Below are 24,532 nucleotides of genomic sequence, written 5' to 3' on the forward strand. Positions count from 1 at the left end.
AAACGAGAATCGGATTTGTGATTTGAAATACAAAAGCCGGGACACGAAGTCCCGGCTTGTATACCGCGAAAAAGCCGAAGCTCACGCGGGGCGAAGAGACTCAAGTGCCTCCTCTGTTGGCGCAGTGATTATGGAGCATGAGAGAATTGAAGTCGAGGTAACTTCGGTAGCCATCAACAAGGAGTTTTCTAGATGGCCTCCAATGAACGTACGTCCAAGTCGGTTGCATCTACGGCAGGAAAATTGCTCAGCAACCCCAAGACACCCGCAGCTGTAAAAAAAGTTGCGGCCTCTGCATTAACTCAAGCACCGAATAAAAAGAAATGATGCATACCTAGGGCTCTTTCGGAAATGAAAGAGCCCTTGTTGCTTTGATATTTTAGTTATTTCACTAATGGAAACCCGTAGTCCACAATGTTATATTCCGAGTGGAATGACCGAAAGGCTTTAACCAATCTCGCCAAACATGGCGTCAGCTTTGAAACCGCCCGCAAGGTTTTTGACGATCCATTTGCCGTGGATATCGATGATCGTTCGGCTAATTACGGCGAAGTCCGACGACAATGACTGGTGAAATCGATCAAACAGACTGGGCCCGTCTTCACGCCATGACCGACGAAGAAGCGGAGGCCAATGCGCTGGCCGACCCTGATAATCTGCCGCTTTCCGCCGAACAACTTGCCTCGGCTCCCAGAATGCCGCGCATCAAGATCATCCGCCGGGCTCTGAAGCTGACGCAGGAAGAGTTTTCCGCACGTTATCATATTCCGCTTGGCACCCTGCGTGATTGGGAACAGGGACGTAGCGAGCCGGACCAGCCGGCCCGCGCTTATCTTAAGGTCATCGCCGTCGACCCGGAGGGCACGGCGGCCGCGCTCCGTAAAGGCGCGGCCTGACCCGCCTCACCCGATAAAATCCATCAGCAGCTTCACATTCAACGCCGCAATCACCACCGCGATCAGCCATGCGAAGCCTGAGAGCCAGAGTGGTGAGCGCAGCTCGCCCATCTTGGTCTTGTCGGCGGTAAACATCACGAGCGGGAAGACGGCGAAGGAGAGTTGCAGGCTTAAGACCACCTGTGTCAAGATCAGTAGTTCGCCCGTGCCGCTATCGCCATAAAGAATGGTCACGCCGGCGGCGGGGATGATGGCGATGGCGCGGGTGATGAGGCGGCGCAGCCAGGGCGCGAGCCGCATTTTTAGGAAACCCTCCATCACGATCTGGCCGGCAAGCGTTGCCGTGACGGTGGAATTGATGCCGCAGCACAACAGTGCCACGCCGAACAGCGTCGGCGCAATCGCAAGGCCAAGCAGAGGCGCCAGCAGATTATGGGCCTCGCCGAGTTCGGCGACATTGGTCTGTCCCGCCTTGTAGAAGGTCGCCGCCGCCAGAATGAGGATCGAGGCGTTGATGAGGAGCGCGAACATCAGCGCGATGGTGGAATCGAGGGTCGCGAATTTCAGCGCCTCCCGTTTTTCGGCAATCGTCTCGCCGATTTCACGGGTCTGCACGATGCCCGAATGCAGATAGAGATTATGCGGCATGACGGTCGCGCCGAGAATACCGAGCGCCAGATAGAGCATGTCAGGATTGGTGACGATCTCGGTCGTCGGCGCAAAACCAAGGATCACTTGCCCCCAGTCAGGGTCGGCGAGCGCCACCTGAATGGCGAAACACACGGCGATGACGCCAAGCAGTGTGATGACCAGCGCCTCCACCCAGCGGAAGCCGAGCTTTTGCAGATAAAGGATCAGGAGTACATCGAGCGCGGTGATGAGGACGCCGAGTTCCAGCGGAATGCCGAAAATGAGGTTGAGGCCGATGGCCGTGCCGATCACCTCGGCGATATCGGTGGCGATGATGGCGATTTCGGCCAGCAGCCACAGCACCATCGCCACCGGCTTCGGATAGGCATCGCGACAGGCCTGTGCGAGATCGCGGCCGGACGCGATCGCGAGACGGGCGCAGAGCGATTGCAGCACGATCGCCATGATGTTCGAGACCAGCGCGACGGTGAGCAGCGTGTAGCCGAATCTGGAGCCGCCGGCGAGCGACGTCGCCCAGTTTCCGGGATCCATGTAACCGACCGCAACGAGATAGCCGGGGCCGAAAAAGGCCATCGCCCGGCGAAACGTGCCGGCATTCGGTTTGACGCGGATCGAGCTGTGAACGTCGGACAACGAGAGATCGTCGCCGTTCCGTCGCCATCCAAAGACTGGCTTATCCATTTTCTGCGCTTTCAAATGGGAGATTGAATTGGTGCAATTGCAAATCATTCGCATAAGCAGCAGCGACTGGCAAGGGGAGTTTTACGGCCGGATATCAGGGTGCGATGACGCAGACGCGCGTCCGGTTCGGGCACGAACCGGCAGACGATCACGCGCTTATGGCTGGCCCTCCTCTCCCTCCCGCCGTGCGCCGGTTGGATTACGTCTAAGGCCGGGATGATGGAGGTCGGGGAAAAAGGGCGGCGGCGAATGCGGAGGCGCTGTCATCTCGAGCGCCTCACGGCCTTGTCATCGCCCTGCCCCCGTCGATTTCGGAACGGCCGCACACCCGCCTGCGTTGATCTTTCAGGAAGCAACCTATTGCGGGAAAGCTCATGCAACAGGGCCACAAATTCAGCCTGGTGAACCATCCGAGCCGATGGCCGAAATATATCATGGCGCACAGAAAGCCGCGCGACTGGCTGATGACGATCAGCGGCATCGTGCTGCTGTTCATTGTCGCCGCCGCGGTCGCCATGGGTTATCTCGTCACCAGCCATCCCGGCAAGCCGGAGCCCAACCCCGGCATCGTGGAGGAACAGGCAGCGGAAAACAGCGGATAGATTGCGGCCCCAACGCGCCGCTTATCAACTAAGGCCCGCAAGGTGCCCGCTGAATTGCGCCTCATGCAACCGGCTGTAATGGCCCTTGGCGGCCAGCAACTCGGCATGGGCGCCGGTTTCGGCAATGCCGGTCTGGTCCACCACCACGATGCGCGAGGCGTCACGGATCGTCGCCAGCCGGTGGGCGATGACGAGCGTGGTGCGGCCTTTGGCAAGCTCCGTCAGCGATTGCTGGATGGCGCGTTCGGTTTCCGTGTCGAGCGCGGAGGTCGCCTCATCGAGAATGAGGATCGGCGGGTTCTTCAAGAACATGCGGGCAATGGCGAGACGCTGTTTCTGGCCGCCGGAAAGCTTGACGCCGCGCTCACCGATGACGGTGTCGAGCCCGAGCGGCATGGCCTCGATGACGCCGTCGAGACGGGCGCGCCGCGCCGCATCCATGATATCCGCATCCGAAGCGCCGAGCCGGCCATATTCGATATTCTCGCGGATCGTGCCGCCGAACAGGAAGACATCCTGCTGCACGATGCCGATCTGGTTGCGCAGCGAAGCAAGCTTCATCTTGCGGATATCGATGCCGTCAATGGTGATCGCGCCGCTGGTGACATCGTAAAAACGCGGCAAAAGCGAGCAGAGCGTCGTCTTGCCCGCCCCCGAAGGACCGACAAAGGCCACCGTCTCGCCGGCGCTGATCTTCAGATCGATATTGGTAAGAACCGTCTTGCCCTCGGCATAACCGAAGCCGACATGGCGATATTCGATATTGCCGCGCAGCAACGGCGCTTCCACCGCATCCGGCGCATCGACGATATCAGGCGCGGTGTCCAAAAGCTCGGTGAAGCGGCGGAAACCGGCAATGCCCTTCGGATAGGTCTCGATGACGGAATTGATCTTTTCCACCGGCCGGAAAAACACGCCCACCAGCAGCAGGAAGCCGACAAAGCCGCCTTCCGTCAGGCTGCCCGTCAGCACGAACCAGGCGCCGCAGATCATCACGATCATCTGCGTCAGGCGCATGCTCATATAGCTGAGCGAGGTGCTGGCCGCCATGATCTTGTAGGCATCGAGCTTGGTGCGGCGGTATTTCTGATTGTCCTTCTCGAACAGCGCCCGCTCGTGATCCTCATTGGCGAAGGCCTGCACCACCCGCATGCCGCCGACATTTTCCTCGATACGGGCGTTGAAATCCCCTACCCGGCCATAAAGCGCGCGAAAATTCTGCGTCATGCGGCCGCCGTAACGGCTGGTCACCCAGGCGGTAACGGGCACGACGGCGGCGGTGATGAGCGCCAGCGGCACATTGACCGAAAGCATCAAAAGGAAAGCGCCGATGAAGGTCATGATGGCGATGAACAGGTCTTCGGGGCCGTGGTGGGCCACCTCGCCGATCTCTTCCAGATCCTTGGTCAGCCGCCCGACCAGATGGCCGGTCTTCTGGTTGTCGAAATAACGGAAGGAGAGCTTCTGCAGATGGTCGAAGGCCAGACGCCGCATGTCGGTCTCGATATTGATGCCGAGCATGTGTCCCCAATAGGTGACCGTCGCCATCAGCCCGGTATTCAGCACATAGATGACCAGCAGCCCCACGGAGGCGGCAAGGATGATGGCCCATTCACCGCCCGGCAGCAGCACATCCACAAAGGCCTTCACCGCCATCGGAAAACCGAGTTCGAGCACGCCCGACAACACCGCGCAGGAAAAATCGAGAATGAACAGACCGCGATAGGGGCGATAATAGGCGAAGAAACGGCGGAGCATGGCATGACCTGGAGATCGGGCGCGGCAACCTTACGCCGCAAGAAAAACGGAGTTCAATTCTCATATTTCGATGCGCGCGCCAAGACCGATGTTCTATTTTTACCAAAATCGTTCAATAGGTTCAGCAATAAACACACAACGGTAATGTGATCCGATTATATTGCACTTATATGTATCGGTGTGACAGAGTGAATGCACCCTTCGGGGAGAATGCGAGAAAGAGCCTGCCGTGAGTAACATTGACAGCCGTAAGCCCAGTGGCGAACCAAGATGGCTTGGTCCCGCCAGCCCGACGCGGATCGCCCTGATCCCGCCCATCTCGGCTGCGCGCTGGCTTCTCGTTCTCGTCGCCCTTGCCGGCATTTATTTCTTCCATGGCTTTCTCGTCCCCGTTCTCGCCGCTCTCGTCATCGGTTTCGCCAGCTGGCCAGTTTATACCCGGCTTCTGCGGCAGGTGGGCGGCAACACCACGCTCGGCGCCACCATCGCCATCATCCTCATCCTCGCCTTCCTCGTGGTGCCGATTTTCATCGCCGCCTCCTATACGGCAAGCGAAATCCGCGAATGGTTCGGCTGGGCGGTGCATGTTAACAAGACCGGCGCCCCCGTGCCGGACTGGATCGCCGCCCTTCCCGCCGTCGGCCCCTGGCTCGGCGAACAATGGGTGAAATATATCGGCACGCCGGGCGCCATCGGCGAACTCATCCAGCTCGTCAGCGGTGCCAATATCGGCAATATCTACCGGGCGATCCTTGCCGCCGGCAACGGCGCGTTCCACCTTGTGCTGACCCTGCTGTTCATGCTGATCGCGCTGTTCTTCGTCTACCGTAACGGCGCGGGCTTCACCCGGCAGGTCGATCTGGTGGGCGAACGCATCCTGCCGACGCGGTGGGAACGCATTTCCCGCGTCGTGCCCGCCACCATCAGCTCCACCGTCACAGGCATGACGCTGATCGCCATCGGCGAAGGCATCATCCTCGGCATCGCCTACTGGATCGCCGGCGTGCCCTCGCCCGTCACGCTCGGCGTGCTCACCGGCGTCATGGCGCTCATTCCGGGCGGTGCGCCGCTCTCCTTTACGCTGGTGTCGATCTATCTGGTCGCCAGCGGCTCGCCCGCCCACGGGCTGGCGCTGTTCGTCTGGGGTTCGGTGGAACTCTTCATCGTCGACAAGACCATCCGTCCGAAACTCGTCGGCGGGCCGATCAAGCTGCCCTTCCTGCCCACCTTTTTCGGCCTCGTCGGCGGCGTCAAGACCATGGGCTTCCTCGGCCTCTTCATCGGCCCGGTGCTGATGGCGCTCCTGGTCGCGATCTGGCGCGAATGGGTGCGTGAGGTGGAAATCTCCGCCGCCGCCAGCGCCGAGGTTCCGCCCCCACCGCCCACGCAGGAAAACGCCGTTGATGAGGTTGCCGCGCTCGAAGACAATAGCGAGGAAACGACGGCGTTTCGGAAAGCGGCGTTTTGATCGGTGAAGCCTACGGGCACACGCCTCGACGCTGGTGCCTATAGATAGTCCTTAAACGGCGCATCCGTCATGCTCGGGCCTGTCCCGAGCATCTGCCACCGATTGATTCTACGATACGTGATTGGATCCTCGGCACAGGGCCGAGGGATGACGTGCAGGATACGGCAATCTCGCGCCGTAGGCCTAAAGCACCTTCTCCATGAACAGGCTGAGCGGATCCGGCCTGTAGGGCGCAAAGGCCTCGATCTCCACAAACCCCGCCTTGCGGTAAAGACCGATCGCCTCCGGCTGGCTGATGCCGGTTTCGAGGCGGATGGCGGAAAGGCCAAGCTCGGCGCCGCGCGCGACAAGCGTGTCCATGATCAGCTTGCCGATCCGCAATCCCCGTGCATCGGGATCGACGAACATGCGCTTCACCTCCGCCGTGCCGTCTCCCGCCTCCACCAGCGCGCCGCAGCCGACCACGCGGCCATCGTGCCGGGCCACGAAAAACGAGACATTGTCCTGCTCGAGCGCGCCGATATCGACCAGATGATTGCTCTCGGCCGGGTAAAGCGAGGCCATATAGGCGTTGGAAAGGTCGATGAGGCGCAGAACCGCATCCTGCCGGGGTGTTTCAAGCTTGATTTCGGTGGCCAATGCGATGCCTGCCTTCTCTATAAAATGCGTATTTCGTCGTAATGTCACTGCAATCGGGATAGATGAGTTTCTAGAGCATAATTCCCGACAGAGGCAACACACACCATGAAAACAGCCCTCGTTCTCATGACCTTCCTTGGCTGCGACGACAGCGCCACCGATTGCCATTACCTCGCCACCTCCCAGCAGCGCTGGACGAGCATCGAACTGTGCGACGCCGTGTCGGAAAAGGAGCTGGAGCGTTACGCTAACGCGCCTTACCCCGTGGTGGTGGCCGTGTGCCAGACACCGGGCGAACAGGCTCCGCAGACGGCCGGCACGCAACCTCCCGCCTCGGCGCCGGCCACTGCACCGCAGGCAACGGTGGCTGTTACGCCGAAGGAAGAGGAAAGCCTCACCAAACAGGCAATCAGCCGCGTCAGCCGTATCCTGCCTTCCACCGAAGGCATAAAGCATCTTTTGGGCACACCGGTGAGGATGGTTGAAAACAGCTATTCGTGGATCGCCAAGCGGTTCGATAAGTGAGGCGATTGGGAAAAAGCGGCGGCGGTTTACTTTGCCGATGCGAGGTAGAGATTTCCTCTAACAGCAAAGCCCCCACTTCCCTCATTCCTGTGCTTGTCACAGGAATGAGGGTGAGAGGATGCACCCGCGAAATACCCGGACCTCACGCCGCCTCCACCGTCAGCGCTTCCGCATAATACCGCGCCTTCTGCCGCTCTTCGGCGATGGCGAGCTTGCGCACGGCATGCAGCAGTTCGAACAGCGTTTCGGAACCGTTGACGTCACGGAAATGCGCCAGCAGTTCCGCCGAGACGGAGGCCGCCACATCAGAGAGCTGCGAGCGGGCGGCACGGCGCCACATCAGCGTCGCCTCCATGAAGACATCGACAACATCGCCGAAAAGACCGACCGACTGGAACAGCGCCTTCAAGGCATGCGGCCGTCCGGTCGCCAGAATGGCGCGCACCTTGCGGTCATCGAGACCGGAGAGATTGACCATGGTCGCCGTGAAAAATTCCAGCCGGCCCGAACAGACGGCATGGATGAGCAGCGCCGGCGTCAGTTCCAGCCGCTGGCGCAGATGCTCCACCAGCGCCGGCAGCTCCGGCGAGGAGACACTGGCGGCGATAAGGATGGTGGCGGAATCTTCCGCCTCGCGGAAAAGACTGTCGGCGCGGTTGCGTGCGATCATTGCGTGAACCAACGCGGAGCCCGCGAGAGCTTCGCTGATGCGGCCCATCAACAGGTGACGTGCATCGGCGGGCAGCGCCTCGCGGCGGAGCAGGAGGTCGCGAATATCGGCGTCCGAGCCATGGCGCTCGGCGATGCGCCTGAGCGAAAACGGCGTGATGAAGGCATCGTCGTTTTCGAGCAGGATGATGGTTTCCGGCAGATCGCCGACTTCGGCAAGCGCTGCGCAGACACCGCGCGGCAGTCCCGGCCTTGCGGCGATGAGCGCGCGCGTCAGGCTTTCTCCACGCCCGGCGAGATCGACCAGATCGGCCTCGCCGAGAACCGGTGAACGTGCAATGACGGTGCAGGCAATTTCCGGCTGGTCTTCGGCGAGTGAGACGAGAATGGCGCGCGGTGCGTCATGGGCATCCGCCAGCGCTTCGGCAAGCGCCAGCCGCACACGCGGCGAAGGATCGTCGAGCAGATAGGTCATCGCCATATAGGCGGCATCGCGGTTCTCGCGCGCCATGTCGGACTGAAGATAGGCACGGCCGAGAGCATTGGCAGCTTTCGCCCGCTCGGTCGATCCAGCCTTTTCAGACCAGCGAAGAAATGCCTGTACGATCACCTGAGCCTCGAAAACATTCGCAACAATGGATGGCGGCATCATCGCCGCCACCATGTATAAAACTCTAGGCGCAAATGGTTTACGTTTGGTTCACCATAAAAATTAACCGCCGCCGAACAAGGACTATATTGACGGCGCAGTAGAGGGGCGCTGCAGCTGGAATACATCGCTGCCGCCATCGCAGTAATCCATATAGCCCATGCGCGCCACGGGTCGCGACAGCCCCATATCGATGCGCCCGTCGCGAATGATCGTTTCATCGATATGGATCGCCATGACCTGTCCGATCACCATCCACGAATCCGCCGGCTGGCCATCCACGTCCTTAAGCTGCTGTATCTGGGTCACGCGGCACTCCAGAACCGCCAGCGCCTCGCCCACGAAAGGCGCATCCACCACCCGCCCGTCAACGGCGGTGAGGCCGGCAAGGGCGAACTCGTCGACATCATAGCCGACGGGTGCCGAAGACGCATTCATCCGCTCCACCAGATGGCGGCTGACGAGATTGGCGGTGAAGACGCCGGTTTCCTCAACATTGCGCAGGCTGTCCTTCCTGCCGCTGGAGGAAAACATCACAAGCTTTGGCCGGTCCGAAATCGCATTGAAGAAGGAATAGGGCGAGAGGTTGAGGGAACCATCCCTGCCCTTCGAGCCGATCCAGCCGATCGGACGCGGTGCGACGATGGCCTTGAACGGATCATGCGGCAGGCCATGCTGGTTGGTGTCCGTGGTGTAGAACATCAAACGTCCCCGACCCAAGTGACGACATCGGCAAGCTCCGGCCGCGGCCGCTCCACCGGCGGGAATGTCGTCGAGCCGATATGAATGAACCCGGCCACCTTCTCTTCCGCGCCGACCTCGATTTCCGCGAGAAATGCGGAATCGAAAGCAAGCCATTCCGTCAGCCAGTTCGCTGCAAAACCGCTGGCATTGGCGGCGAAGATGAGGTTGAGGCACACAGCACCGGCGGACATGACCTGTTCCCATTCCGGAATCTTGAAATGCGGCTTTGCGGTGCTGATGACGGCGATAACGACGGGCGCGCGGGTGAAACGGGTGCGTTCTGCTTCCTGCTGCTGCAGGTCCAGTTCCGGGTTCTTTTCAAGCGCGATTCTCAGCGCAGTCTCACCGAGACGCACACGCTCCTCGCCGCGATAGACGACGAAGCGCCAGGGGGCGAGCTTGCCATGGTCAGGCACACGCACGGCAAGGCGCAGGATGTCCTCGATTTGCCCCTTCGAAGGCCCCGGCTCGGCAAGTTGCAAGGCCGGTGTGGAACGGCGAACCTTGAGATAATCGAGGAGCTTGATATCATTTGTCATGATCAAAAATCTTCCATTCTGCTGTCATCGCAAAAACATGGGCCTTGAAATAGCCACGGCATTGGTTTTGAAGTGATCCGGGAAAATCAAGAAGTCAATCGGTATCGAAAATGTCGGCAATCAAAATCGCGGCACGTCTGACCATTGCATGTGCCGTGCTTGGTCTTTTATCGCAAGCCGCTTTTTCACAGGACGCCTTCAAAGACTTCAAGCAGCTCGGCGGCACGCCGAAAATGCCGAAGCTGAACGCTTTCACCGCCCCTTCCGCACCCAACGCCCCGGAAAGCACCGCCCGCGATATCAACATGGAAGCCAAGCTGACCAGCGAAGGCGAAGCGGTGAAGGAAGGCCTGTCCTGGCGCGTCTTCAGCCCCATTCCCGGCGCGGACGGCAAGTTGCCGATGCTGGCAAGTTCGGAAGGCGGCTCGGCGGAATTCCATCTGGTGCCGGGCGAATATTTCGTCAACGTCGCCTTCGGCCGCGCGGGCGTTACCAAGAAACTCAATGTCCCGACCTCCGGCAATGTGCAGAAACAGGTGCTGATTCTCGATGCTGGCGGCTTCGTGCTGAATGCGGTTGCGGGCTCCGACAAGCAGATTTCCGGCAACCAGCTCAAATTTTCCGTCTATTCGTCAGACGCCCGCCCCGATGGCGAGCGCGGCCTCGTCATGGCCGATATCAAGCCCAACACCATCGTGCGCCTGAATGCCGGCACCTATCACGTGGTTTCCGAATATGGCAACGTCAACGCGGTGGTGCGCGCCGACATCCAGGTGGAAGCCGGCAAGCTGACGGAAGCGACGCTCCAGCACCAGGCTGCCCAGATCACCCTCAAGCTCGTTTCCGAAGAGGGCGGCGAGGCCATTGCCGATACGGCCTGGTCGGTGCTCAACGGCGGCGGCGATGTGGTGAACGAAAGCGTCAGCGCCTTTTCGACCATGGTGCTGGCGGAAGGCGAATATACCGCCATCGCCCGCAACAAGGACAAGGTCTACCAGCGCAACTTCAAAGTGACCTCCGGCCGGGATTCGGACGTGGAAGTGCTGATGAAGGATCAGGCGCCGGAAGATATGACCGGGGACTTCGAGTAGGCGTCACCTACATCTCATACGTCATGCCGGACTTGATCCGGCATCCAGCCACGACGCGTCTGCGTCGTGAAGAGAGTCTTTCGCGATCAAGGACTTGATCGCGCTGGACCCCGGATCCAGTCCGGGGTGACGGAGGTGAATGCGTCGCCTTTGCCAGTGAAATTACCCGCACATCCCCAAAAACAAAACGGCCCCCGAAGGGGCCGTAACTGCTATCAGGCAACCTGCTTTTTCGCCGCAAGCTTGCGCTTCACATCCGGCGGCGTCGCCTCGTCCACGAGGCTCGTAATCGCATCTTCCAGCGACATCGGCGTCTGGTTCTGCGAACCGAGACGGCGGATGTTGACGGTGCGCTCTTCCGCCTCTTTCCGTCCGCAGACGATGATGACCGGAACCTTGGTCACCGAATGCTCGCGGATCTTGTAGTTGATTTTCTCGTTGCGGAAGTCGGTCTCGACCGCCATGCCCGCTTCGCGCAGCGCTTCGGCGACTTCGCGGCCGTAATCATCCGCGTCCGAGGTAATCGTCGCAACCACGACCTGAAGCGGCGCAAACCACAGCGGCATATGGCCGGCGAAGTTCTCGATGAGAATGCCGAGGAAACGCTCCATCGAGCCGCAGATGGCGCGGTGGATCATCACCGGCTGGGTCTTCTCCGAGTTATGGTCGATATAGAAGGCACCAAAACGTTCCGGCAGGTTGAAGTCCACCTGCGTCGTGCCGCATTGCCATTCACGGCCGATGGCGTCCTTCAGCGTATATTCGAACTTCGGCCCGTAGAACGCGCCCTCGCCCGGCAGGATGCCGGTCTTGATGCGGCCTTCGGACTGTTCCTCGATGGTCTTCAGAACATCCATCATCACGCTTTCGGCGCGATCCCACAGATCGTCGGAACCGACGCGCTTTTCCGGACGCGTGGAGAGCTTGACGACGACTTCGCTGAAACCGAAATCCTCGTAGACGGACAGGATGAGGTCGTTGATGCGCAGGCATTCCGCCGCCATCTGCTCTTCCGTGCAGAAGACATGCGCATCGTCCTGCGTGAAGCCGCGAACGCGCATCAGGCCGTGCAGAGCGCCCGAAGCCTCATAACGATGCACGGTGCCGAATTCCGCAAGGCGGACGGGCATTTCACGGTAAGACTTCAAGCCATGCTTGAAGATCTGTACGTGACCCGGGCAGTTCATCGGCTTCAAGGCGAAGACGCGCTGATCGGCTTCCTCGTCATCGGGATGGGTGAAGGCATGGGCGGATTTCACCGCGAACATGTTTTCCTGATACCAGCCCCAGTGACCGGAGGTTTCCCACAGCGATTTGTCCAGCACCTGCGGCGCGTTGACTTCCTGATAGGTATTGGCGAGCCGGCGGCGCATATAGGCCGTCAGCGTCTGGAACATGCGCCAGCCCTTGCCGTGCCAGAACACGACGCCCGGGCCTTCTTCCTGGAAATGGAACAGGTCCATTTCGCGGCCGAGGCGGCGGTGGTCGCGCTTTTCGGCTTCCGCCAGCACGTGGAGATAATTGTCCAGCTCTTCCTGCGTCGCCCAGGCGGTGCCGTAGATGCGCGACAGCATCGCATTGTTGCTGTCACCGCGCCAATAGGCCCCGGCCACCTTCATCAGCTTGAAGGCCGTGCCGATCTGCCCCGTGGACGCCATATGCGGACCACGGCAGAGATCGAACCAGTCACCCTGATAATAGATCTTCAGGTCCTGACCTTCCGGAATGGCGTCGACCAGCTCGACCTTGTAGTTCTCGCCCTTGGCGGCGAACACTTCCTTGGCCTTCTCGCGCGACCAGACCTCCCGTGTAAACGGCTTGTTGCGCAGAATGATTTCCTTCATGCGCTTTTCGATCTTCGGCAGATCTTCCGGCGTGAAGGGTTCGTTCTTGGCGAAGTCGTAATAGAAGCCGTTCTCGATGACAGGGCCGATCGTCACCTGCGTACCGGGCCAGAGCTCCTGCACGGCTTCGGCCATGACGTGGGCGGCATCGTGGCGGATGAGTTCCAGCGCACGGCCGTCTTCACGCGTGACGATCTCGATTTTCCCATCGGTGATGGTCTCGGACAAATCGCGCACGGTACCGTCAAGCGCAATGGCGACAGCCTTCTTGGCAAGCGATTTGGAAATGGATTCGGCGACCTCGCGGCCGGTCGTACCGGCGGGGTAGCTGCGCACGGATCCATCGGGAAATGTAAGGGAAACAGCTTCAGACATTGTCTAATCTCCTGTCCAGTCCCGCCAACGAATGCGGGTGGTGTTGGAATAATGATTTGCCCGCGACGAGCGGACAGGCAGGCTGATAAAGGCTTTTGCCATTGCAGTCAAAGGCGAAGGATAGCTTAGCGAAGCATTTGCGCGAGACCATTGACCGTATTGGCGTTGCGGGTCGTGCCGATACCGAGCCTTTTGGTGGTCAGCACGGACAGCAGCCTGCTCTCGCTCGGCTTGCCGCAAAAATCGATCCATAGATCGCCGCCGGCAAGAGCGATCTTTTCCCTTTCACGGTATTTCTCCAGCAATTCGAGGACGCCGTTGTCCAGCGGCGCCCGCATCACCCGAACGCAGACATCCGGCGGATTGCCTTGGGCGAAGGGATTGTCCGCTGCCAATTTCAGCCAGTCGCCGCCCGAACGAACGAGAATATCGACATGTTTGCCGAAGCGGTCTTCGAAGGCGCGCTCCAGCCTGTCCTCAATCTCACGAACAGGTGCCGCCCCGGCGCGAAAAACCAGATTTCCAGTCGCGACCAGCGTTCTGCATTCGGCAAATCCCAGCTCTTCCCCCAAGGCCCTGAGATCGGCCATGACGAGCCGCTTGCCCACGCCGAGCACGATGCTGTGCAGCAGGGCCACATAGTCATTCATCGATGCAGGCTCCAGTAACGCCAGGGCATCCACCAGCGCCTGCCGCCATCGAGCGCTTCCGGCACCGGGTCCAGCCCGCTGGTGCCGCCCGGCCCGCAGCGCGCGACGCGAAATAGCGTCATCCACCCGCCGGCCCACAGCCCGTGTCGGGCAATGGCTTCATAGCCATATTCGGAACAGGTGGGGATGTGACGGCAGGAATTCCCGATGAAGCCGGATAGCGTCAGCTGATAAAGCCGGATGAAACCGACGCCCAGAAGCCGCCCCGGCGTTTTGGCAAAGCTGCCCGTCCAGTTGCGGGATCGGCCCGCTTTTTCCGCCGTCTGCTTGTGCCGGCAGCCCGGTTCGCCGCACATCGCCTAACCCGCGGCGTTGAGAGCCGGCCGCCCCTCGATCTGGTCGAGCGCATCGACCACCGCTTCGAAGGTCAGCATGGTGGAGGCGTGGCGCGCCTTGAAATCGCGGACGGGCTGAAGCACCCGCATGTCTTCGAAACGGCCCGCCGGCCCCTCACCGTCCTGTTTCAGCATGGCGAGCATGTCTTCCCGCGCCTGCCGGATTTCGCCGCTGGAAGCCCCGATGATGTGGTGCGCCATGATGGAGGCGGAGGCCTGGCCGAGCGCGCAGGCGCGAACCTCATGCGAAAACGCCGTCACGATGCCGCCTTCGACCTTCAGATAGACCTTGAGCTTAGAGCCGCACAGCCGGGAGTGTTTCTCGGCGCTGGCGTCGGCATCCTCAAGAACGCCGATGAGCGGAATATTCCCGGCAAAGTCCAGAATGCGATTATTATAGATATCGTCCATCGTCGGTGCCCGGCGCGCTCGAGATTGCCCAAAAACAGGACAGGTCAAATTTTTCAAACACAGCGTTTGTCGCAGTGAAGCTTTCCTGCCCTCCATTCTCATTATATGCTAACGAGCTTTCTGGACATCAAGCCGTGATGAAATTAACGGCTCCGATACCGAAATAACAGCATCGGTCTTGCCAAAATGCTGTAAAACAACCAGATAGCAGCAACTGCGAACATGAGTTCGCGATGAAAAACGAATTCAGGTGCGGCCTTTACCCGCATCGGGAGAGACGGAATGGATGCGATCGTGAAGAATTTCCCCGGCGCTGGCGCAAAACCCGACGTGGCAGAAGCTCGCCCAAGCCAGGCCGAAGCGGAAGAAGCAGTGCGCGTTCTTCTGCGCTGGGCAGGAGAAAATCCCGCCCGCGAAGGACTTCTGGATACGCCGAAGCGCGTCGCCAAGGCCTATCGCGAGCTTTTTGCCGGTTATGAGCTGAACGTTCAGGACGTGCTCGGCACGACCTTCGAGGAAGTCGGCGGTTATGACGATGTTGTGCTGGTGCGCGACATCCCCTTCTTCTCCCATTGCGAACACCATATGGTGCCGATCGTCGGCAAGGCCCATGTCGCCTATCTTCCGGCCGGCCGCGTGCTCGGCCTGTCGAAGATCGCCCGCGTCGTCGAAATCTTCGGCCGCCGCCTGCAGACGCAGGAAAACATGACCGCGCAGATCGCCAGATCGATCGAGGAAACCCTGAAACCGCGCGGCGTGGCCGTCATGATCGACGCCGAACATATGTGCATGTCCATGCGCGGCGTAAACAAGCAGGGGTCGACGACGCTGACCACCAGCTTCACCGGCACGTTCAAGAACGATCCGGCCGAACAGGTGCGCTTCATGACCATGGTGCGGAACCGCTAAGCGCTGGACCGAAAAGTGTAGCGCGGGTTTCCGAGAAACCCGATGCCCAGACAAATTTTGGAGTGGCGGACTGATTCCATTGCCTCCGCCGCTCTGAAACCTTCCGCTTTTCTCCCGGGGTAGCCATGTCCATTTCGTTTCCGTCCGCACCTGCGGACAAGGAAGTGCTCGAAAACGCAGGTCTTTTTTCGCCGAAATTCGATGCTCACGGCCTCGTCACCGCCGTGGTCACCGATGCCCGTGACGGCGAGTTGCTGATGGTCGCCCATATGAATGCGGAAGCTCTGTCGCTGACGCTGGAGACCGGCATCGCCCACTATTACAGCCGTTCGCGCGACAAAATCTGGAAGAAGGGCGAAACGTCAGGCAATCTGCAGACGGTGAAGGAATTCCGCACCGATTGCGATCAGGACGCCGTGTGGCTGAAGGTCTCCGTCGCCGGCCATGACGCGACCTGCCATACCGGCCGCCGCTCCTGTTTTTATCGTACCGTCGAGCTCTCCAACGGCGATGCGGTCACGAAGATCACCGACGACACCCGCCATTTCGATCCGGCCACAACCTATTCGGACACATAAACGGCCACCTTCCATCGGCCGCACCAATTTGCTACCAATATAGCGGGCTCCAGGGATTTGAGGGGAGCCTGAGGAACTGGCAGGGAGTGCGGTCATGTTGGGATGGGGAAATCGTCACAATCAACTTGCGGCTGGAAATCCCGAAGCCACCGGCAATGAGCCGCCCGTCACCCAGATCGTCGACAAACACCGGATAGCGCTCGCCCTTGGCGGCGGCGCAGCTCGCGGCTGGGCCCATATCGGCGTCCTGCGGGCACTGGACGAGGCTGGCGTGAAGATCGGCATGATTGCAGGCACGTCGATTGGCGCGCTGGTGGGCGGTTGTTATCTCGCCGGCAAGCTCGATGAGCTGGAGGAGTTCGCCCGTTCGCTGACGATGCGCCGCATTGCCGGCCTGCTCGACCTCACCATCGGCGGCGGTGGGCTCTTCGGCGGCATGCGGCTGACCAAACGCATGCAGGAACATCTGGAAGGCCTGCGCGTCGAAAACCTCGACCATCCCTTCATCGCCGTCGCGACGGAACTGCGCACCGGCCACGAGGTGTGGATTCACCAGGGTGATCTCGTCACCGCGCTGCGCTCTTCCTATGCCCTGCCCGGCATCTTCGAACCCGTGCAGTGCAACGGCCGCACCCTGATAGACGGTGCGCTCGTCAACCCCGTGCCGGTTTCGGTCTGCCGGGCCTATGAGCAGGCGCTGGTCGTCGCCGTCAATCTGAATTACGACCTTTTCGGCCGTTCCGCCGTGGTCAAGCACGCCGCCTCACCGTCGCATGGCGGCGCAGCACCGGCGGTGGAAAGCCCGCCGCGTCCCGGCCTGCCGGGCGTCATGGTGCAGGCGTTTAACATTATTCAGGACCGGATTTCGCGCTCGCGCCTGGCGGGCGATCCTCCCGACCTGATGATGCATCCCCGAATCAACGATATCGGCCTCTCGGAATTCCATCGCGCCAGCGAAGCCATCGACCGGGGATATGAGGAAACGCGCTCCCGCATTCCGGAGCTTGAGCGCATGCAGCAGGCATTCCGGCGCTGATGCGCGAGACCCTCGCCTCATTCCTGTGCTTGTGACAGGAATGAGGGAATTAATACGCTTCGCGAACTAACTCACCCGGCAATATAGGCCTTGATGTGCTCCGCTTCGGCTTCGATCTCGCCGATCCGCGCCTTCACCACGTCACCGATGGAAATGATGCCGGCAAGGCGGCCGTTATCTTCAACCGGCACATGCCTGAAGCGCCCGCCCGTCATGATTTCCATCAGCTCATCGGTGGTGGAATTGTGATGACAGCGTATGACATTCTTGGTCATGGCCACCGACACGGATTGCTGGAGGGAAGCGGCACCCTGGCCCGCCACGGCCTTTACGAGATCGCGCTCCGTGAAGATGCCGAGAACGACGCCATCGGCGTCGGTCACGACGACGGAACCGATCTTATGCGCGTGCAGCGTTCCCGCCGCCTCACCGATGCTGACCTCCGGACCGACAGTCACGACGTCCCGGCCCTTGCGGTCGAGAAGATCCTTTACGAATGTTGGCATGCCTTCCTCCTCTTTTCAGCGATACGCAGCGCCGCAGTCTCCCCCGGCGGTTGCAAATCATGGGATATCGTGCGCTGAGGTCCGCATGAATGCAATCCCGGATGGGACGCACGAAAGCAAATTTGCGCCACGGCCGACAAGGAGCGTGATCGGCTCAGGCCAGTCGTCGATCGAAAAGCCCGAAGAACAGGAAGCCGAGCAGAAAGCCGAAGACGTGCGCGTCCCAGGCGATTTCGCCGCCGACATCGCCGAACAGCGGCACGCCGACAGCGATCAGCACATTACCGAACAGCCACATCAGCGTGAAGATCAGCACGGTGCGGTTGGAAAGCGCCCCAAGAATGCTCTGCCGCGGCATCAGATGGCCGAAGGAGGCGCTATATCCGCCACGTGCCGGGAAAGCGAAGCGGCAGGCTGCCCCCATCAGCGCCGAAACGACACCCGACGCCCCGATCAGCACCGTCACATCGCCCCAGTTCAGCGCCGCATGGCCGAAGGCGGAAACGGCGGCGGAAATGCACCATAACAGCACGAAGCGCACTGTTCCGATCCGGCGCAGAACCGGCGCGCCGAAGGCCATCAGCCACAATCCGTTAAAGAGAATGTGCTCGATGCCGCCATGCAGGAAAGAATAGGTCACCGGCGTCCAGAGCCATTCCAGCCCCTGCTGGGAAAACGGCACCGCATAACGCAGCGGAATGAAGCCGAAGGTGAAGATGAACCAGCCATTGCCTTCCTCTGACAGAAGATAGGCGGGAACGACATAAGCGACGATCAGCGCGGCCAGAATGCCGACCAGCAGCGATGGCAGGTTGAAGACGGGATTGTTCGTGTCGTCTTTCGGCTCCGGCGTTTCCGAAACCGGCGGCTGTTCGCCGTCCCCATAGGACATGATCCCATCCCTGTCTTGGTCGAATTTTGCGTTCCCCGAGCAATATAGGAAGCCCGAACGAAAAAAAAGCCGTCCCGCCCTTGAAGCGCTCGACGCCCAAACCGCAATCGGCAAGGACGCCGGGCCGCGTGCGGTCCGGCTTGCGGGTCCGCCTTAAAATAACAGGCGACGCCATCGAATTGTGCTGACGGAGCTTTCCCCGACATGGCCGCTCCGATGCCACGACTATCGCCATCGCGCAACATCAACCCTTTGTTAACCTTATTAAATCCACTTGGCACGAAAATCGCTACACCTCCAGATACAGACGTTCGGATGGACATGATGTCCCAAAAACGAACATGGAGAGATGCTATGAAGAGCATGGCCGGACTGGACATATATGCCTATTGGGATGAACTGCGCGGCAAGCGATCGGCCCCGCGACGCGAGGACCTCGATCCAGCGAAGCTGAAACATCACCTTGGCGATCTTTTTATCCTCACGGACAAGGGAGAGAACACGCCGTTCTTCCGCCTTGCCGGTACTCGTCTTTGCGATCTGTTCGGGCGGGAATTGCGGGATCGCCCGTTTTCGGAATTGTGGCAGCCGGCAAATGCCGTCTTCCCCTGCCGCGTCGCGCGCGGCATCCTGCACCACCAGTTACCCGTGGTCTTCGATGTCGAGGCGGAGGACGGCCATGGCGCCGCACCGCTGGCATTCGAAATGCTGCTCCTGCCGCTTCGCACCGATCCCGACGCCGCCCCAAGGTTGCTCGGGGCGCTGCTTGCAGAGCGGCCAAGACACGAATTCGCCGCGCCAATCCAGTGCCTGTCCATAAAAAGCAGCCGCCTGCTGCGCCTGGACATCGCCCCGGCAGGGTTTCCGGTGAACAAGGGGGCCGAGGATACACCGCGCGCCGAAAGCTGCTGACGGACCTGTTCCAACGCTCCCGCCCCTCCGGGAGAGGTCCGACAGCGCCGGAATCTCAAAAAAATACGTCAGAACTGCAACAATATTGCCGATCAGAAAAATTGTAGAGGTTAAACAATACAGTCTGTTAACTCGCGCACGGTAGAAATTTACCGTCATCATTCATTACAATTGCGCTGCCCATGTTTTCGTCCCGCTCGGTCAACACCGCCCAAATCCTGCGTCCGGTTGAGGAAGCTCATCTCGACGACGCCGTCCGTGTGTCCTTCACCGGCCGCCTGATGTTGCCCGACCATGAAGAATATGATTGCACCGCGACCGAGATGACCGCCGAAAGGGCGCAGTTCACCTGCTCGGGCATTGCCCGCCGCGGTGACCGCGTCATCGCCTATCTCCAGCATATCGGCCGGATCGAAGGCACGGTGACATCGCTCACCGCATCGGGCTTCCTCATCGCCATCAACGCGCCGGAGCGCAAGCGGGAAAAACTCACAGCGCAGCTCGCCTGGATCGCCAAGCGTCAATTGCTCGGCCTGCCGGAGGACCGCCGCCACGACCGCCTGACGCCGCGCAATGCGAGAGCCCAGCTCGTTCTGGAAGATGGCGTGCTCGTCGCCTGCCGGCTGATCGACCTTTCCCTGTCGGGTGCCGCAATCGAGATCGAAAACCGGCCGCCGCTCGGAAGCCGGGTCCAGCTCGGCAAGAACATGAGCGGCAAGATCGTGCGCCACTTCATGGAAGGCGTTGCCGTCGAATTCGACCGCGTCCAGTCGCCCGACGCACTGATCGAGTTTCTCTAACTCATTCCACCCGGACACGGCAGGTTTTGCGCCCGTAAGAATGCGTGCAGCATTTTTGGCGCGTTTTGCGCTCGCCCCAATCGCATAATTGCGAAGATTCCCGGACGGCGCCTTGACGGGCTATGTTCTGTCTTCGGCTATATCGGGCCGCTCCTGTCGTCAGGTTCTTCATTCTCATTTCTCGTTACCGAACTTCCATTTTCACGCCCTGACGCCTACGGCAGACCGGCCTGGATCCATCATAGTCGGTAAAAGGGATGAGCGCGGCGGAACATGTTGCGCCATTGGCCAGCTCATCCACGGCGCGAAAACCGCTCCGCAAAACTTTTTTCCAGAAAAAATGCAGTTTTTTTGAAGTTTTTTTGTCGCTTTTTCCGGCCTGTATCAGCCTGAAACAGCCATCCCAAAACGGGAAATCCAGCTCTTCGCCACGCGCCGCAAGCCGGCCGCACACGATCACGGAAACCGCAGCACGCGGAAAATGGCTGTCAATACAGCGGTCTAGATGGCTACCAAAAACCTAAAGCCACGATGCGTAAAATTGTAATAAAATTTGCTTCAAAGACGCATAAAAACTAGTTCGAATACAGTTCAAAACAACGGCTAATTTGCTGAAATTTAAGCTCAAATTGCGCTTCGCAAATTTCCGCCGGGTCAAAATATACCTGCGAATGTCTTCTCACCACGGGGAGACAAGCAATGAACAAGAACAACCGTTTCGTTTTCACTCTGATCGCATTCATCGTCAGCGCCTTCGCGCATCAGGCAAGCGCCTCGCCGGCCGCCGTCATGCGCGTCATCGGCAAGGCCAACCCGCCGATCGGCCACTATGAATTCTGCCAGACCTATCAGAGCGAATGCCAGCCGACCTCGCTGGACAACGGCCCGATGAAGCTGACCGAAGAGCGCTGGAAGACGATGCTCGACGTCAACTACACCGTCAACACCACCATCACGCCGATGACCGACATGGAAATCTATGGCGTTGAAGAACGCTGGGCCTATCCCACCACGGTCGGCGATTGCGAAGACTTCGTGCTCTTGAAGCGCAAGATGCTGATGAACAAGGGCTTCTCCGCCTCCAACCTGTTGATCACCGTGGTTCTGCAGCCGAATGGCGAAGGCCACGCCGTTCTGACCGTCCGCACCGATCGTGGCGATTTCGTTCTCGACAACATGCGCAACAAGGTCATGAACTGGTCTGAAACCGAATATACCTACCTGAAGCGCCAGGACACCGCCAATCCCGGCCGCTGGGTGAAAATTCAGGATGGCCGCGCCACCACTGCGGTCGGCGGCATCAACTGAAGCCAGAAAACGACCCGTCTCCCCCCAAAAGAAAAAGCCGGCTCCGCAAGGATGCCGGCTTTTTCATTGTCAAATCCGTTAAGCGTCAGAGCAGCCCAAGCTCCGCCAGTTCCCGCCTGAGATCGGAAGGCATGTCCTCGCCGCCCGTGCCGCCGCCGAGATCGCGGGGCGCCTCGTCGTCCTTCAAGTAACGCCAGCCCTGAAACGGGCGCTTCGGCGCAGGTGAGGTTTCGATGACCTCCGGGCCGAGAATGAGATCGCAGCGGGAAATACCGTCTTCGCCCTTGAAGGAGCGGATATCGAGAAGTTTCTGCCGCGCCTGCACCTGCCCCTTGATGACCCAGTAGAGCGAACCGCCCTCGAGCAGTTCCTCGACACGTTTCGGGATCATCCGGGTTGTGTGGACGCTGTGCGGCTCGAGGCCTGCGGCAATTGCGGTCAGCGCACGATGCGCGACCCAGTCTCTCAAGTCCTGGATTGAATCCGCACCGACGCAAAGTTTGATGAGATGTAAAGGCATGGTTCTATCAATGCCTTTTTGCGGCGGGCGTCAAGCATGGCAACCATGCCTGACGCCCTGCCCGCTCAGCACTCCACAACGTTCACGGCAAGGCCGCCGGTGGAGGTTTCCTTGTATTTCTCGCTCATGTCGTTGCCGGTCTGGCGCATGGTCTCGATACAGGCGTCGAGCGGCACGAAATGCTGGCCGTCGCCCTTCAGCGCCAGCGAGGCCGCCGTCACCGCTTTCACCGCGCCCATGGCATTACGTTCGATGCACGGCACCTGTACAAGCCCGGCAATCGGATCGCAGGTCATGCCGAGATGATGCTCGAGCGCGATCTCGGCGGCATTTTCCACCTGTTCCGGGGATCCGCCCATGACCGCGGCAAGGCCTGCCGCCGCCATGGCGGAAGCCGAGCCCACCTCGCCCTGACAGCCCACTTCCGCGCCTGAAATCGAGGCATTGTGCTTGATGATGCCGCCGATGGCGGCCGCCGTCAGCAAAAAGTCGCGCACGTCATCGACGCTCGCATCCTCATGGAAATGCCGGAAATATCTGACGGTGGCAGGAACGACGCCCGCCGCACCGTTGGTCGGCGCAGTCACCACGCGGCCGCCGGCGGCATTTTCCTCGTTCACCGCCATGGCGTAAACGCTCAGCCAGTCATTGGCCATGACCGGGTTCAGCCGGTTGCTGCGCCATTCCGCATTCAGCTTCTCGTAAATCGAACGGGCGCGGCGGCGCACCTTCAGGCCGCCAGGCATGATGCCGTCCACCTTCAGCCCGCGCTCGATGCAGCCGTTCATCGCTTCCCAGATCTGGTCGAGACGCTCGTTCAGCTCCTCGCGGGAAACCACCGTCTCCTCGTTGGCCCGCTTCATCTGGGCGATGGTGCGGCCGGAACGGGCCGCCATATCCAGCATTTCCCGCGCGGTGGCGAAGGGATAAGGCACGCGCGGACCGTTATCGATTGTCTTGCCACGCTGCTTGATCGCCTCGAGCTCCGTATCGGTCACGACGAAACCGCCGCCAACGGAATAATAGATGCGCTTGATGAGCAGCCTGCCCTGATTGTCGAAGGCGGAAAAGATCATGCCGTTGGCATGGCCGGGCAGCGGGTTCTTCTTGTCGAAGACCAGATCTTCGGCCGGGCGGAACACATAGGACGGATGGCCGGGCGGCGTCACGGTGCCGGCCTTTTCCACCGTCTCGATAATGGCGTCCATCGCATCGGGGTCGACAATATCCGGCCGTTCGCCGGTGAGGCCGAGAATGACGGCACGCCCGGTGCCGTGCCCGATGCCGGTAAAGGCGAGCGAGCCATGCAGGCTGACCTTCAGCTGCGCAACGGCCGCGCCTGCCGGCCGTGGCCACTCATCGCTAAGGATCAGCGCCAGAAAGCGGTTGGCTGCCGTCATCGGCCCCATCGTATGGGAGCTCGAAGGACCGATACCGATCTTGAAGACGTCAAAGACCGAAAGAAACATGAAGTTCGCCTTGAATGAGAATGGATTCCACCACCATCATATCCAAAGCCAAAACGGATCGCCACAAAAGAGCGTCAGCGGTTTGCGCAGCTGCGACATAATTGCCCTCAAACGAAAACAGCACGGTTTCCAAAGGAAAACCGCGCCGTTTCAAAACCCGTCATTCAGGAGAGATGCTTATGGGCTGCCAAAAATGTACGTCAATGCGAGAAAAGCGGCAAAGCCTGCAAGTGCGCGCAAGGTGACGCCCCAGCAGGATTTCTGAGCGGTTTCTTCCATGATTACTCCAGCTATTCACTCTCCGGGCGGTCTTCAAGACCCGGCCCGTTGAGGCAAGCATTTATTAAAATCTGGCGGCGAAGGCAAATGCAAAAAGCGGCTAAATGAAGGCGTTTTCGACAGGCTGCCATTCGCCCCGCGCATAGGTATGTGAAAAAACAAGGTGTTAGCGTGAGGCCCGTATAAGCGCCATTTGGGGCTTCGCCGCAATTTAGGCTAAAGTGTAACCGTTATTTAAAGCTTTCCTACAAACACCTGTTAAAAACCACGCCGGCCGAACACCTTACGGTCGAATTTCTTGCGCTGAAGCGTCGCGCCTTGAAAGGGCATGACCTGTGCTTTATCGACGATGGCAACGGCAACGATGCGAGTCACCCCATGCAGCAGGCATCCTCCTTCCCCGATCGCGAAACGGTCGCATCGAAACTCACTTCGCTTGCAAGCGAGGATAAAGCCTGGGTGCTGCTGTTGATGGAAAATGCCCTGCAGGACGAGAACCTGCTGGCTGGCCTCAATCTTTATCTCGACCAGCAGACCAATGCCCGCTTCCTCAACAGCCTGAAGCTGGAAACAACCGGCGAATGGCTTGGCGGCAATGCCCCTGCCCGCCTGCAGATCCGCATCATGGAAACCGCAAGGGCGAGCCAGCACCCCGCTTTTCTCGCCTTCCGCAAGGGACTGACGGCATCGGCCGGTCTCGAAAAAGCCTATCCCAAGGCGCCGATCTGATCGTTCA

At 60.0% G+C, this 24,532-nt stretch carries 29 protein-coding genes; 15 read left to right on the plus strand and 14 right to left on the minus strand.

Annotated features, from left to right (window positions below):
- The first annotated feature begins 192 nt into the window (after positions 1–192).
- From RAC79_RS10695 to RAC79_RS10705, 3 genes are all read left to right on the plus strand, one after another.
- The gene (locus RAC79_RS10695) at positions 193–327 is read left to right on the plus strand and encodes a hypothetical protein (protein ID WP_269825597.1); all 135 of its coding nucleotides are present in this window, start codon (positions 193–195) and stop codon (positions 325–327) included.
- A gap of 87 nt (positions 328–414) precedes the next feature.
- On the plus strand, positions 415–567 hold the full coding sequence (locus RAC79_RS10700) for a BrnT family toxin (RefSeq protein WP_237680923.1): 153 nt from the start codon (positions 415–417) through the stop codon (positions 565–567).
- Positions 564–896, plus strand: a complete 333-nt coding sequence (locus tag RAC79_RS10705; protein ID WP_161987880.1) for a DNA-binding transcriptional regulator — start codon at positions 564–566, stop codon at positions 894–896. The genes RAC79_RS10700 and RAC79_RS10705 overlap by 4 nt, the downstream gene beginning before the upstream one ends.
- 6 nt (positions 897–902) lie before the next feature.
- Here RAC79_RS10705 and RAC79_RS10710 read toward each other — a convergent pair whose 3' ends face one another.
- Entirely contained in the window at positions 903–2,228 is a 1,326-nt protein-coding gene (locus RAC79_RS10710) for an Nramp family divalent metal transporter (protein WP_161987879.1), read from the minus strand.
- A 374-nt stretch (positions 2,229–2,602) separates the two neighbouring features.
- Here RAC79_RS10710 and RAC79_RS10715 point away from each other — a divergent pair, with 374 nt between their 5' ends.
- On the plus strand, positions 2,603–2,830 hold the full coding sequence (locus RAC79_RS10715) for a hypothetical protein (protein WP_142845131.1): 228 nt from the start codon (positions 2,603–2,605) through the stop codon (positions 2,828–2,830).
- Positions 2,831–2,854: 24 nt separating this feature from the next.
- Here RAC79_RS10715 and RAC79_RS10720 read toward each other — a convergent pair whose 3' ends face one another.
- Entirely contained in the window at positions 2,855–4,588 is a 1,734-nt protein-coding gene (locus RAC79_RS10720; protein ID WP_059760228.1) for an ABC transporter ATP-binding protein, read from the minus strand.
- 229 nt (positions 4,589–4,817) lie between these two features.
- Between RAC79_RS10720 and RAC79_RS10725 the strand changes: the two genes are divergently transcribed.
- A complete protein-coding gene (locus RAC79_RS10725) occupies positions 4,818–6,056 on the plus strand; it encodes an AI-2E family transporter (protein ID WP_065656017.1) in 1,239 nt (412 codons plus the stop codon).
- A 183-nt stretch (positions 6,057–6,239) separates the two neighbouring features.
- On the opposite strand, the gene RAC79_RS10730 is transcribed toward RAC79_RS10725, so the two are convergent.
- Positions 6,240–6,695, minus strand: a complete 456-nt coding sequence (locus RAC79_RS10730) for a GNAT family N-acetyltransferase (protein ID WP_078052702.1) — start codon at positions 6,693–6,695, stop codon at positions 6,240–6,242.
- A gap of 105 nt (positions 6,696–6,800) precedes the next feature.
- On the opposite strand from RAC79_RS10730, the gene RAC79_RS10735 reads away from it, so the two are divergent.
- Entirely contained in the window at positions 6,801–7,220 is a 420-nt protein-coding gene (locus tag RAC79_RS10735; protein ID WP_078052701.1) for a hypothetical protein, read from the plus strand.
- Between the two features lie 142 nt (positions 7,221–7,362).
- Here RAC79_RS10735 and RAC79_RS10740 read toward each other — a convergent pair whose 3' ends face one another.
- The 3 genes from RAC79_RS10740 to RAC79_RS10750 form a co-directional block, all read right to left on the minus strand.
- Complete coding sequence (locus RAC79_RS10740) at positions 7,363–8,553, minus strand: DUF2336 domain-containing protein (RefSeq protein ID WP_142845130.1); 1,191 nt, start codon at positions 8,551–8,553, stop codon at positions 7,363–7,365.
- Positions 8,554–8,622: 69 nt separating this feature from the next.
- Positions 8,623–9,240 (minus strand): flavin reductase family protein, encoded by a 618-nt coding sequence (locus tag RAC79_RS10745; protein WP_080856453.1) that lies wholly within the window; start codon positions 9,238–9,240, stop codon positions 8,623–8,625.
- Complete coding sequence (locus RAC79_RS10750) at positions 9,240–9,821, minus strand: nitroreductase (protein WP_142845129.1); 582 nt, start codon at positions 9,819–9,821, stop codon at positions 9,240–9,242. The genes RAC79_RS10745 and RAC79_RS10750 overlap by 1 nt, the downstream gene beginning before the upstream one ends.
- Positions 9,822–9,931: 110 nt before the next feature.
- On the opposite strand from RAC79_RS10750, the gene RAC79_RS10755 reads away from it, so the two are divergent.
- Positions 9,932–10,912 (plus strand): hypothetical protein, encoded by a 981-nt coding sequence (locus tag RAC79_RS10755; protein WP_003523389.1) that lies wholly within the window; start codon positions 9,932–9,934, stop codon positions 10,910–10,912.
- A 215-nt stretch (positions 10,913–11,127) separates the two neighbouring features.
- Here RAC79_RS10755 and thrS read toward each other — a convergent pair whose 3' ends face one another.
- The 4 genes from thrS to RAC79_RS10775 form a co-directional block, all read right to left on the minus strand.
- Positions 11,128–13,131, minus strand: coding sequence for a threonine--tRNA ligase (thrS, locus tag RAC79_RS10760; RefSeq protein WP_142845128.1), 2,004 nt, complete (start codon positions 13,129–13,131; stop codon positions 11,128–11,130).
- 125 nt (positions 13,132–13,256) lie between these two features.
- Entirely contained in the window at positions 13,257–13,781 is a 525-nt protein-coding gene (locus tag RAC79_RS10765; RefSeq protein ID WP_065655143.1) for a DUF1697 domain-containing protein, read from the minus strand.
- Positions 13,778–14,137 (minus strand): membrane protein insertion efficiency factor YidD, encoded by a 360-nt coding sequence (gene yidD, locus RAC79_RS10770; RefSeq protein WP_142845126.1) that lies wholly within the window; start codon positions 14,135–14,137, stop codon positions 13,778–13,780. The genes RAC79_RS10765 and yidD overlap by 4 nt, the downstream gene beginning before the upstream one ends.
- Positions 14,138–14,140: 3 nt before the next feature.
- Positions 14,141–14,587 carry an iron-sulfur cluster assembly scaffold protein gene (locus tag RAC79_RS10775; protein ID WP_065655145.1) on the minus strand — a complete coding sequence of 149 codons (447 nt, stop codon included), beginning with the start codon at positions 14,585–14,587 and terminating at the stop codon, positions 14,141–14,143.
- 282 nt (positions 14,588–14,869) lie between these two features.
- Between RAC79_RS10775 and folE the strand changes: the two genes are divergently transcribed.
- From folE to RAC79_RS10790, 3 genes are all read left to right on the plus strand, one after another.
- Positions 14,870–15,496 (plus strand): GTP cyclohydrolase I FolE, encoded by a 627-nt coding sequence (folE, locus tag RAC79_RS10780; protein WP_003495569.1) that lies wholly within the window; start codon positions 14,870–14,872, stop codon positions 15,494–15,496.
- A 125-nt stretch (positions 15,497–15,621) separates the two neighbouring features.
- Entirely contained in the window at positions 15,622–16,074 is a 453-nt protein-coding gene (gene hisI, locus RAC79_RS10785) for a phosphoribosyl-AMP cyclohydrolase (RefSeq protein ID WP_065655146.1), read from the plus strand.
- Positions 16,075–16,168: 94 nt separating this feature from the next.
- Complete coding sequence (locus RAC79_RS10790) at positions 16,169–17,110, plus strand: patatin-like phospholipase family protein (RefSeq protein WP_065655147.1); 942 nt, start codon at positions 16,169–16,171, stop codon at positions 17,108–17,110.
- Between the two features lie 71 nt (positions 17,111–17,181).
- Here RAC79_RS10790 and RAC79_RS10795 read toward each other — a convergent pair whose 3' ends face one another.
- Positions 17,182–17,616: a CBS domain-containing protein gene (locus RAC79_RS10795; protein WP_142845125.1), complete on the minus strand. Its 435-nt coding sequence runs from the start codon at positions 17,614–17,616 to the stop codon at positions 17,182–17,184.
- Positions 17,617–17,770: 154 nt separating this feature from the next.
- Positions 17,771–18,508, minus strand: coding sequence for a rhomboid family intramembrane serine protease (locus RAC79_RS10800; protein WP_080856455.1), 738 nt, complete (start codon positions 18,506–18,508; stop codon positions 17,771–17,773).
- A gap of 354 nt (positions 18,509–18,862) precedes the next feature.
- Here RAC79_RS10800 and RAC79_RS10805 point away from each other — a divergent pair, with 354 nt between their 5' ends.
- The 3 genes from RAC79_RS10805 (at position 18,863) to RAC79_RS10815 (ending at position 21,528) form a co-directional block, all read left to right on the plus strand.
- Positions 18,863–19,420, plus strand: coding sequence for a PAS domain-containing protein (locus tag RAC79_RS10805; RefSeq protein WP_162934086.1), 558 nt, complete (start codon positions 18,863–18,865; stop codon positions 19,418–19,420).
- 182 nt (positions 19,421–19,602) lie between these two features.
- Complete coding sequence (locus tag RAC79_RS10810) at positions 19,603–20,220, plus strand: PilZ domain-containing protein (protein WP_080856456.1); 618 nt, start codon at positions 19,603–19,605, stop codon at positions 20,218–20,220.
- A 699-nt stretch (positions 20,221–20,919) separates the two neighbouring features.
- Positions 20,920–21,528, plus strand: a complete 609-nt coding sequence (locus RAC79_RS10815) for a transglutaminase-like cysteine peptidase (RefSeq protein WP_003523403.1) — start codon at positions 20,920–20,922, stop codon at positions 21,526–21,528.
- An 85-nt stretch (positions 21,529–21,613) separates the two neighbouring features.
- On the opposite strand, the gene RAC79_RS10820 is transcribed toward RAC79_RS10815, so the two are convergent.
- Positions 21,614–22,048, minus strand: a complete 435-nt coding sequence (locus RAC79_RS10820; protein WP_035260632.1) for a DUF1489 family protein — start codon at positions 22,046–22,048, stop codon at positions 21,614–21,616.
- 65 nt (positions 22,049–22,113) lie between these two features.
- Positions 22,114–23,517 carry an L-serine ammonia-lyase gene (locus RAC79_RS10825; protein ID WP_174039234.1) on the minus strand — a complete coding sequence of 468 codons (1,404 nt, stop codon included), beginning with the start codon at positions 23,515–23,517 and terminating at the stop codon, positions 22,114–22,116.
- Between RAC79_RS10825 and RAC79_RS10830 the strand changes: the two genes are divergently transcribed.
- Together RAC79_RS10830 and RAC79_RS10835 are read left to right on the plus strand one after the other, a co-directional pair.
- On the plus strand, positions 23,516–23,782 hold the full coding sequence (locus tag RAC79_RS10830) for a hypothetical protein (RefSeq protein ID WP_162934087.1): 267 nt from the start codon (positions 23,516–23,518) through the stop codon (positions 23,780–23,782). The genes RAC79_RS10825 and RAC79_RS10830 overlap by 2 nt on opposite strands.
- A 392-nt stretch (positions 23,783–24,174) precedes the next feature.
- Positions 24,175–24,525 (plus strand): hypothetical protein, encoded by a 351-nt coding sequence (locus RAC79_RS10835; RefSeq protein WP_065655212.1) that lies wholly within the window; start codon positions 24,175–24,177, stop codon positions 24,523–24,525.
- The last annotated feature ends 7 nt before the right edge of the window (positions 24,526–24,532 follow it).

Source organism: Agrobacterium sp. LR_9, assembly GCF_041954855.1.
Classification (GTDB): Bacteria; Pseudomonadota; Alphaproteobacteria; order Rhizobiales; family Rhizobiaceae; genus Agrobacterium; species Agrobacterium leguminum.

Bases quoted from the DNA above. Each gene is read 5' to 3' on its own strand.
- RAC79_RS10695 (WP_269825597.1), top strand. From the start codon at position 193: ATGGCCTCCAATGAACGTACGTCCAAGTCGGTTGCATCTACGGCAGGA.
- RAC79_RS10700 (WP_237680923.1), top strand. From the start codon at position 415: ATGTTATATTCCGAGTGGAATGACCGAAAGGCTTTAACCAATCTCGCC.
- RAC79_RS10705 (WP_161987880.1), top strand. From the start codon at position 564: ATGACTGGTGAAATCGATCAAACAGACTGGGCCCGTCTTCACGCCATG.
- RAC79_RS10710 (WP_161987879.1), bottom strand. From the start codon at position 2,228: ATGGATAAGCCAGTCTTTGGATGGCGACGGAACGGCGACGATCTCTCG.
- RAC79_RS10715 (WP_142845131.1), top strand. From the start codon at position 2,603: ATGCAACAGGGCCACAAATTCAGCCTGGTGAACCATCCGAGCCGATGG.
- RAC79_RS10720 (WP_059760228.1), bottom strand. From the start codon at position 4,588: ATGCTCCGCCGTTTCTTCGCCTATTATCGCCCCTATCGCGGTCTGTTC.
- RAC79_RS10735 (WP_078052701.1), top strand. From the start codon at position 6,801: ATGAAAACAGCCCTCGTTCTCATGACCTTCCTTGGCTGCGACGACAGC.
- RAC79_RS10740 (WP_142845130.1), bottom strand. From the start codon at position 8,553: ATGGTGGCGGCGATGATGCCGCCATCCATTGTTGCGAATGTTTTCGAG.
- RAC79_RS10745 (WP_080856453.1), bottom strand. From the start codon at position 9,240: ATGTTCTACACCACGGACACCAACCAGCATGGCCTGCCGCATGATCCG.
- RAC79_RS10750 (WP_142845129.1), bottom strand. From the start codon at position 9,821: ATGACAAATGATATCAAGCTCCTCGATTATCTCAAGGTTCGCCGTTCC.
- RAC79_RS10755 (WP_003523389.1), top strand. From the start codon at position 9,932: ATGTCGGCAATCAAAATCGCGGCACGTCTGACCATTGCATGTGCCGTG.
- thrS (WP_142845128.1), bottom strand. From the start codon at position 13,131: ATGTCTGAAGCTGTTTCCCTTACATTTCCCGATGGATCCGTGCGCAGC.
- RAC79_RS10765 (WP_065655143.1), bottom strand. From the start codon at position 13,781: ATGAATGACTATGTGGCCCTGCTGCACAGCATCGTGCTCGGCGTGGGC.
- yidD (WP_142845126.1), bottom strand. From the start codon at position 14,137: ATGTGCGGCGAACCGGGCTGCCGGCACAAGCAGACGGCGGAAAAAGCG.
- RAC79_RS10775 (WP_065655145.1), bottom strand. From the start codon at position 14,587: ATGGACGATATCTATAATAATCGCATTCTGGACTTTGCCGGGAATATT.
- folE (WP_003495569.1), top strand. From the start codon at position 14,870: ATGGATGCGATCGTGAAGAATTTCCCCGGCGCTGGCGCAAAACCCGAC.
- hisI (WP_065655146.1), top strand. From the start codon at position 15,622: ATGTCCATTTCGTTTCCGTCCGCACCTGCGGACAAGGAAGTGCTCGAA.
- RAC79_RS10790 (WP_065655147.1), top strand. From the start codon at position 16,169: ATGTTGGGATGGGGAAATCGTCACAATCAACTTGCGGCTGGAAATCCC.
- RAC79_RS10795 (WP_142845125.1), bottom strand. From the start codon at position 17,616: ATGCCAACATTCGTAAAGGATCTTCTCGACCGCAAGGGCCGGGACGTC.
- RAC79_RS10800 (WP_080856455.1), bottom strand. From the start codon at position 18,508: ATGTCCTATGGGGACGGCGAACAGCCGCCGGTTTCGGAAACGCCGGAG.
- RAC79_RS10805 (WP_162934086.1), top strand. From the start codon at position 18,863: ATGAAGAGCATGGCCGGACTGGACATATATGCCTATTGGGATGAACTG.
- RAC79_RS10810 (WP_080856456.1), top strand. From the start codon at position 19,603: ATGTTTTCGTCCCGCTCGGTCAACACCGCCCAAATCCTGCGTCCGGTT.
- RAC79_RS10815 (WP_003523403.1), top strand. From the start codon at position 20,920: ATGAACAAGAACAACCGTTTCGTTTTCACTCTGATCGCATTCATCGTC.
- RAC79_RS10820 (WP_035260632.1), bottom strand. From the start codon at position 22,048: ATGCCTTTACATCTCATCAAACTTTGCGTCGGTGCGGATTCAATCCAG.
- RAC79_RS10830 (WP_162934087.1), top strand. From the start codon at position 23,516: ATGAAGTTCGCCTTGAATGAGAATGGATTCCACCACCATCATATCCAA.
- RAC79_RS10825 (WP_174039234.1), bottom strand. From the start codon at position 23,517: ATGTTTCTTTCGGTCTTTGACGTCTTCAAGATCGGTATCGGTCCTTCG.
- RAC79_RS10835 (WP_065655212.1), top strand. From the start codon at position 24,175: ATGCAGCAGGCATCCTCCTTCCCCGATCGCGAAACGGTCGCATCGAAA.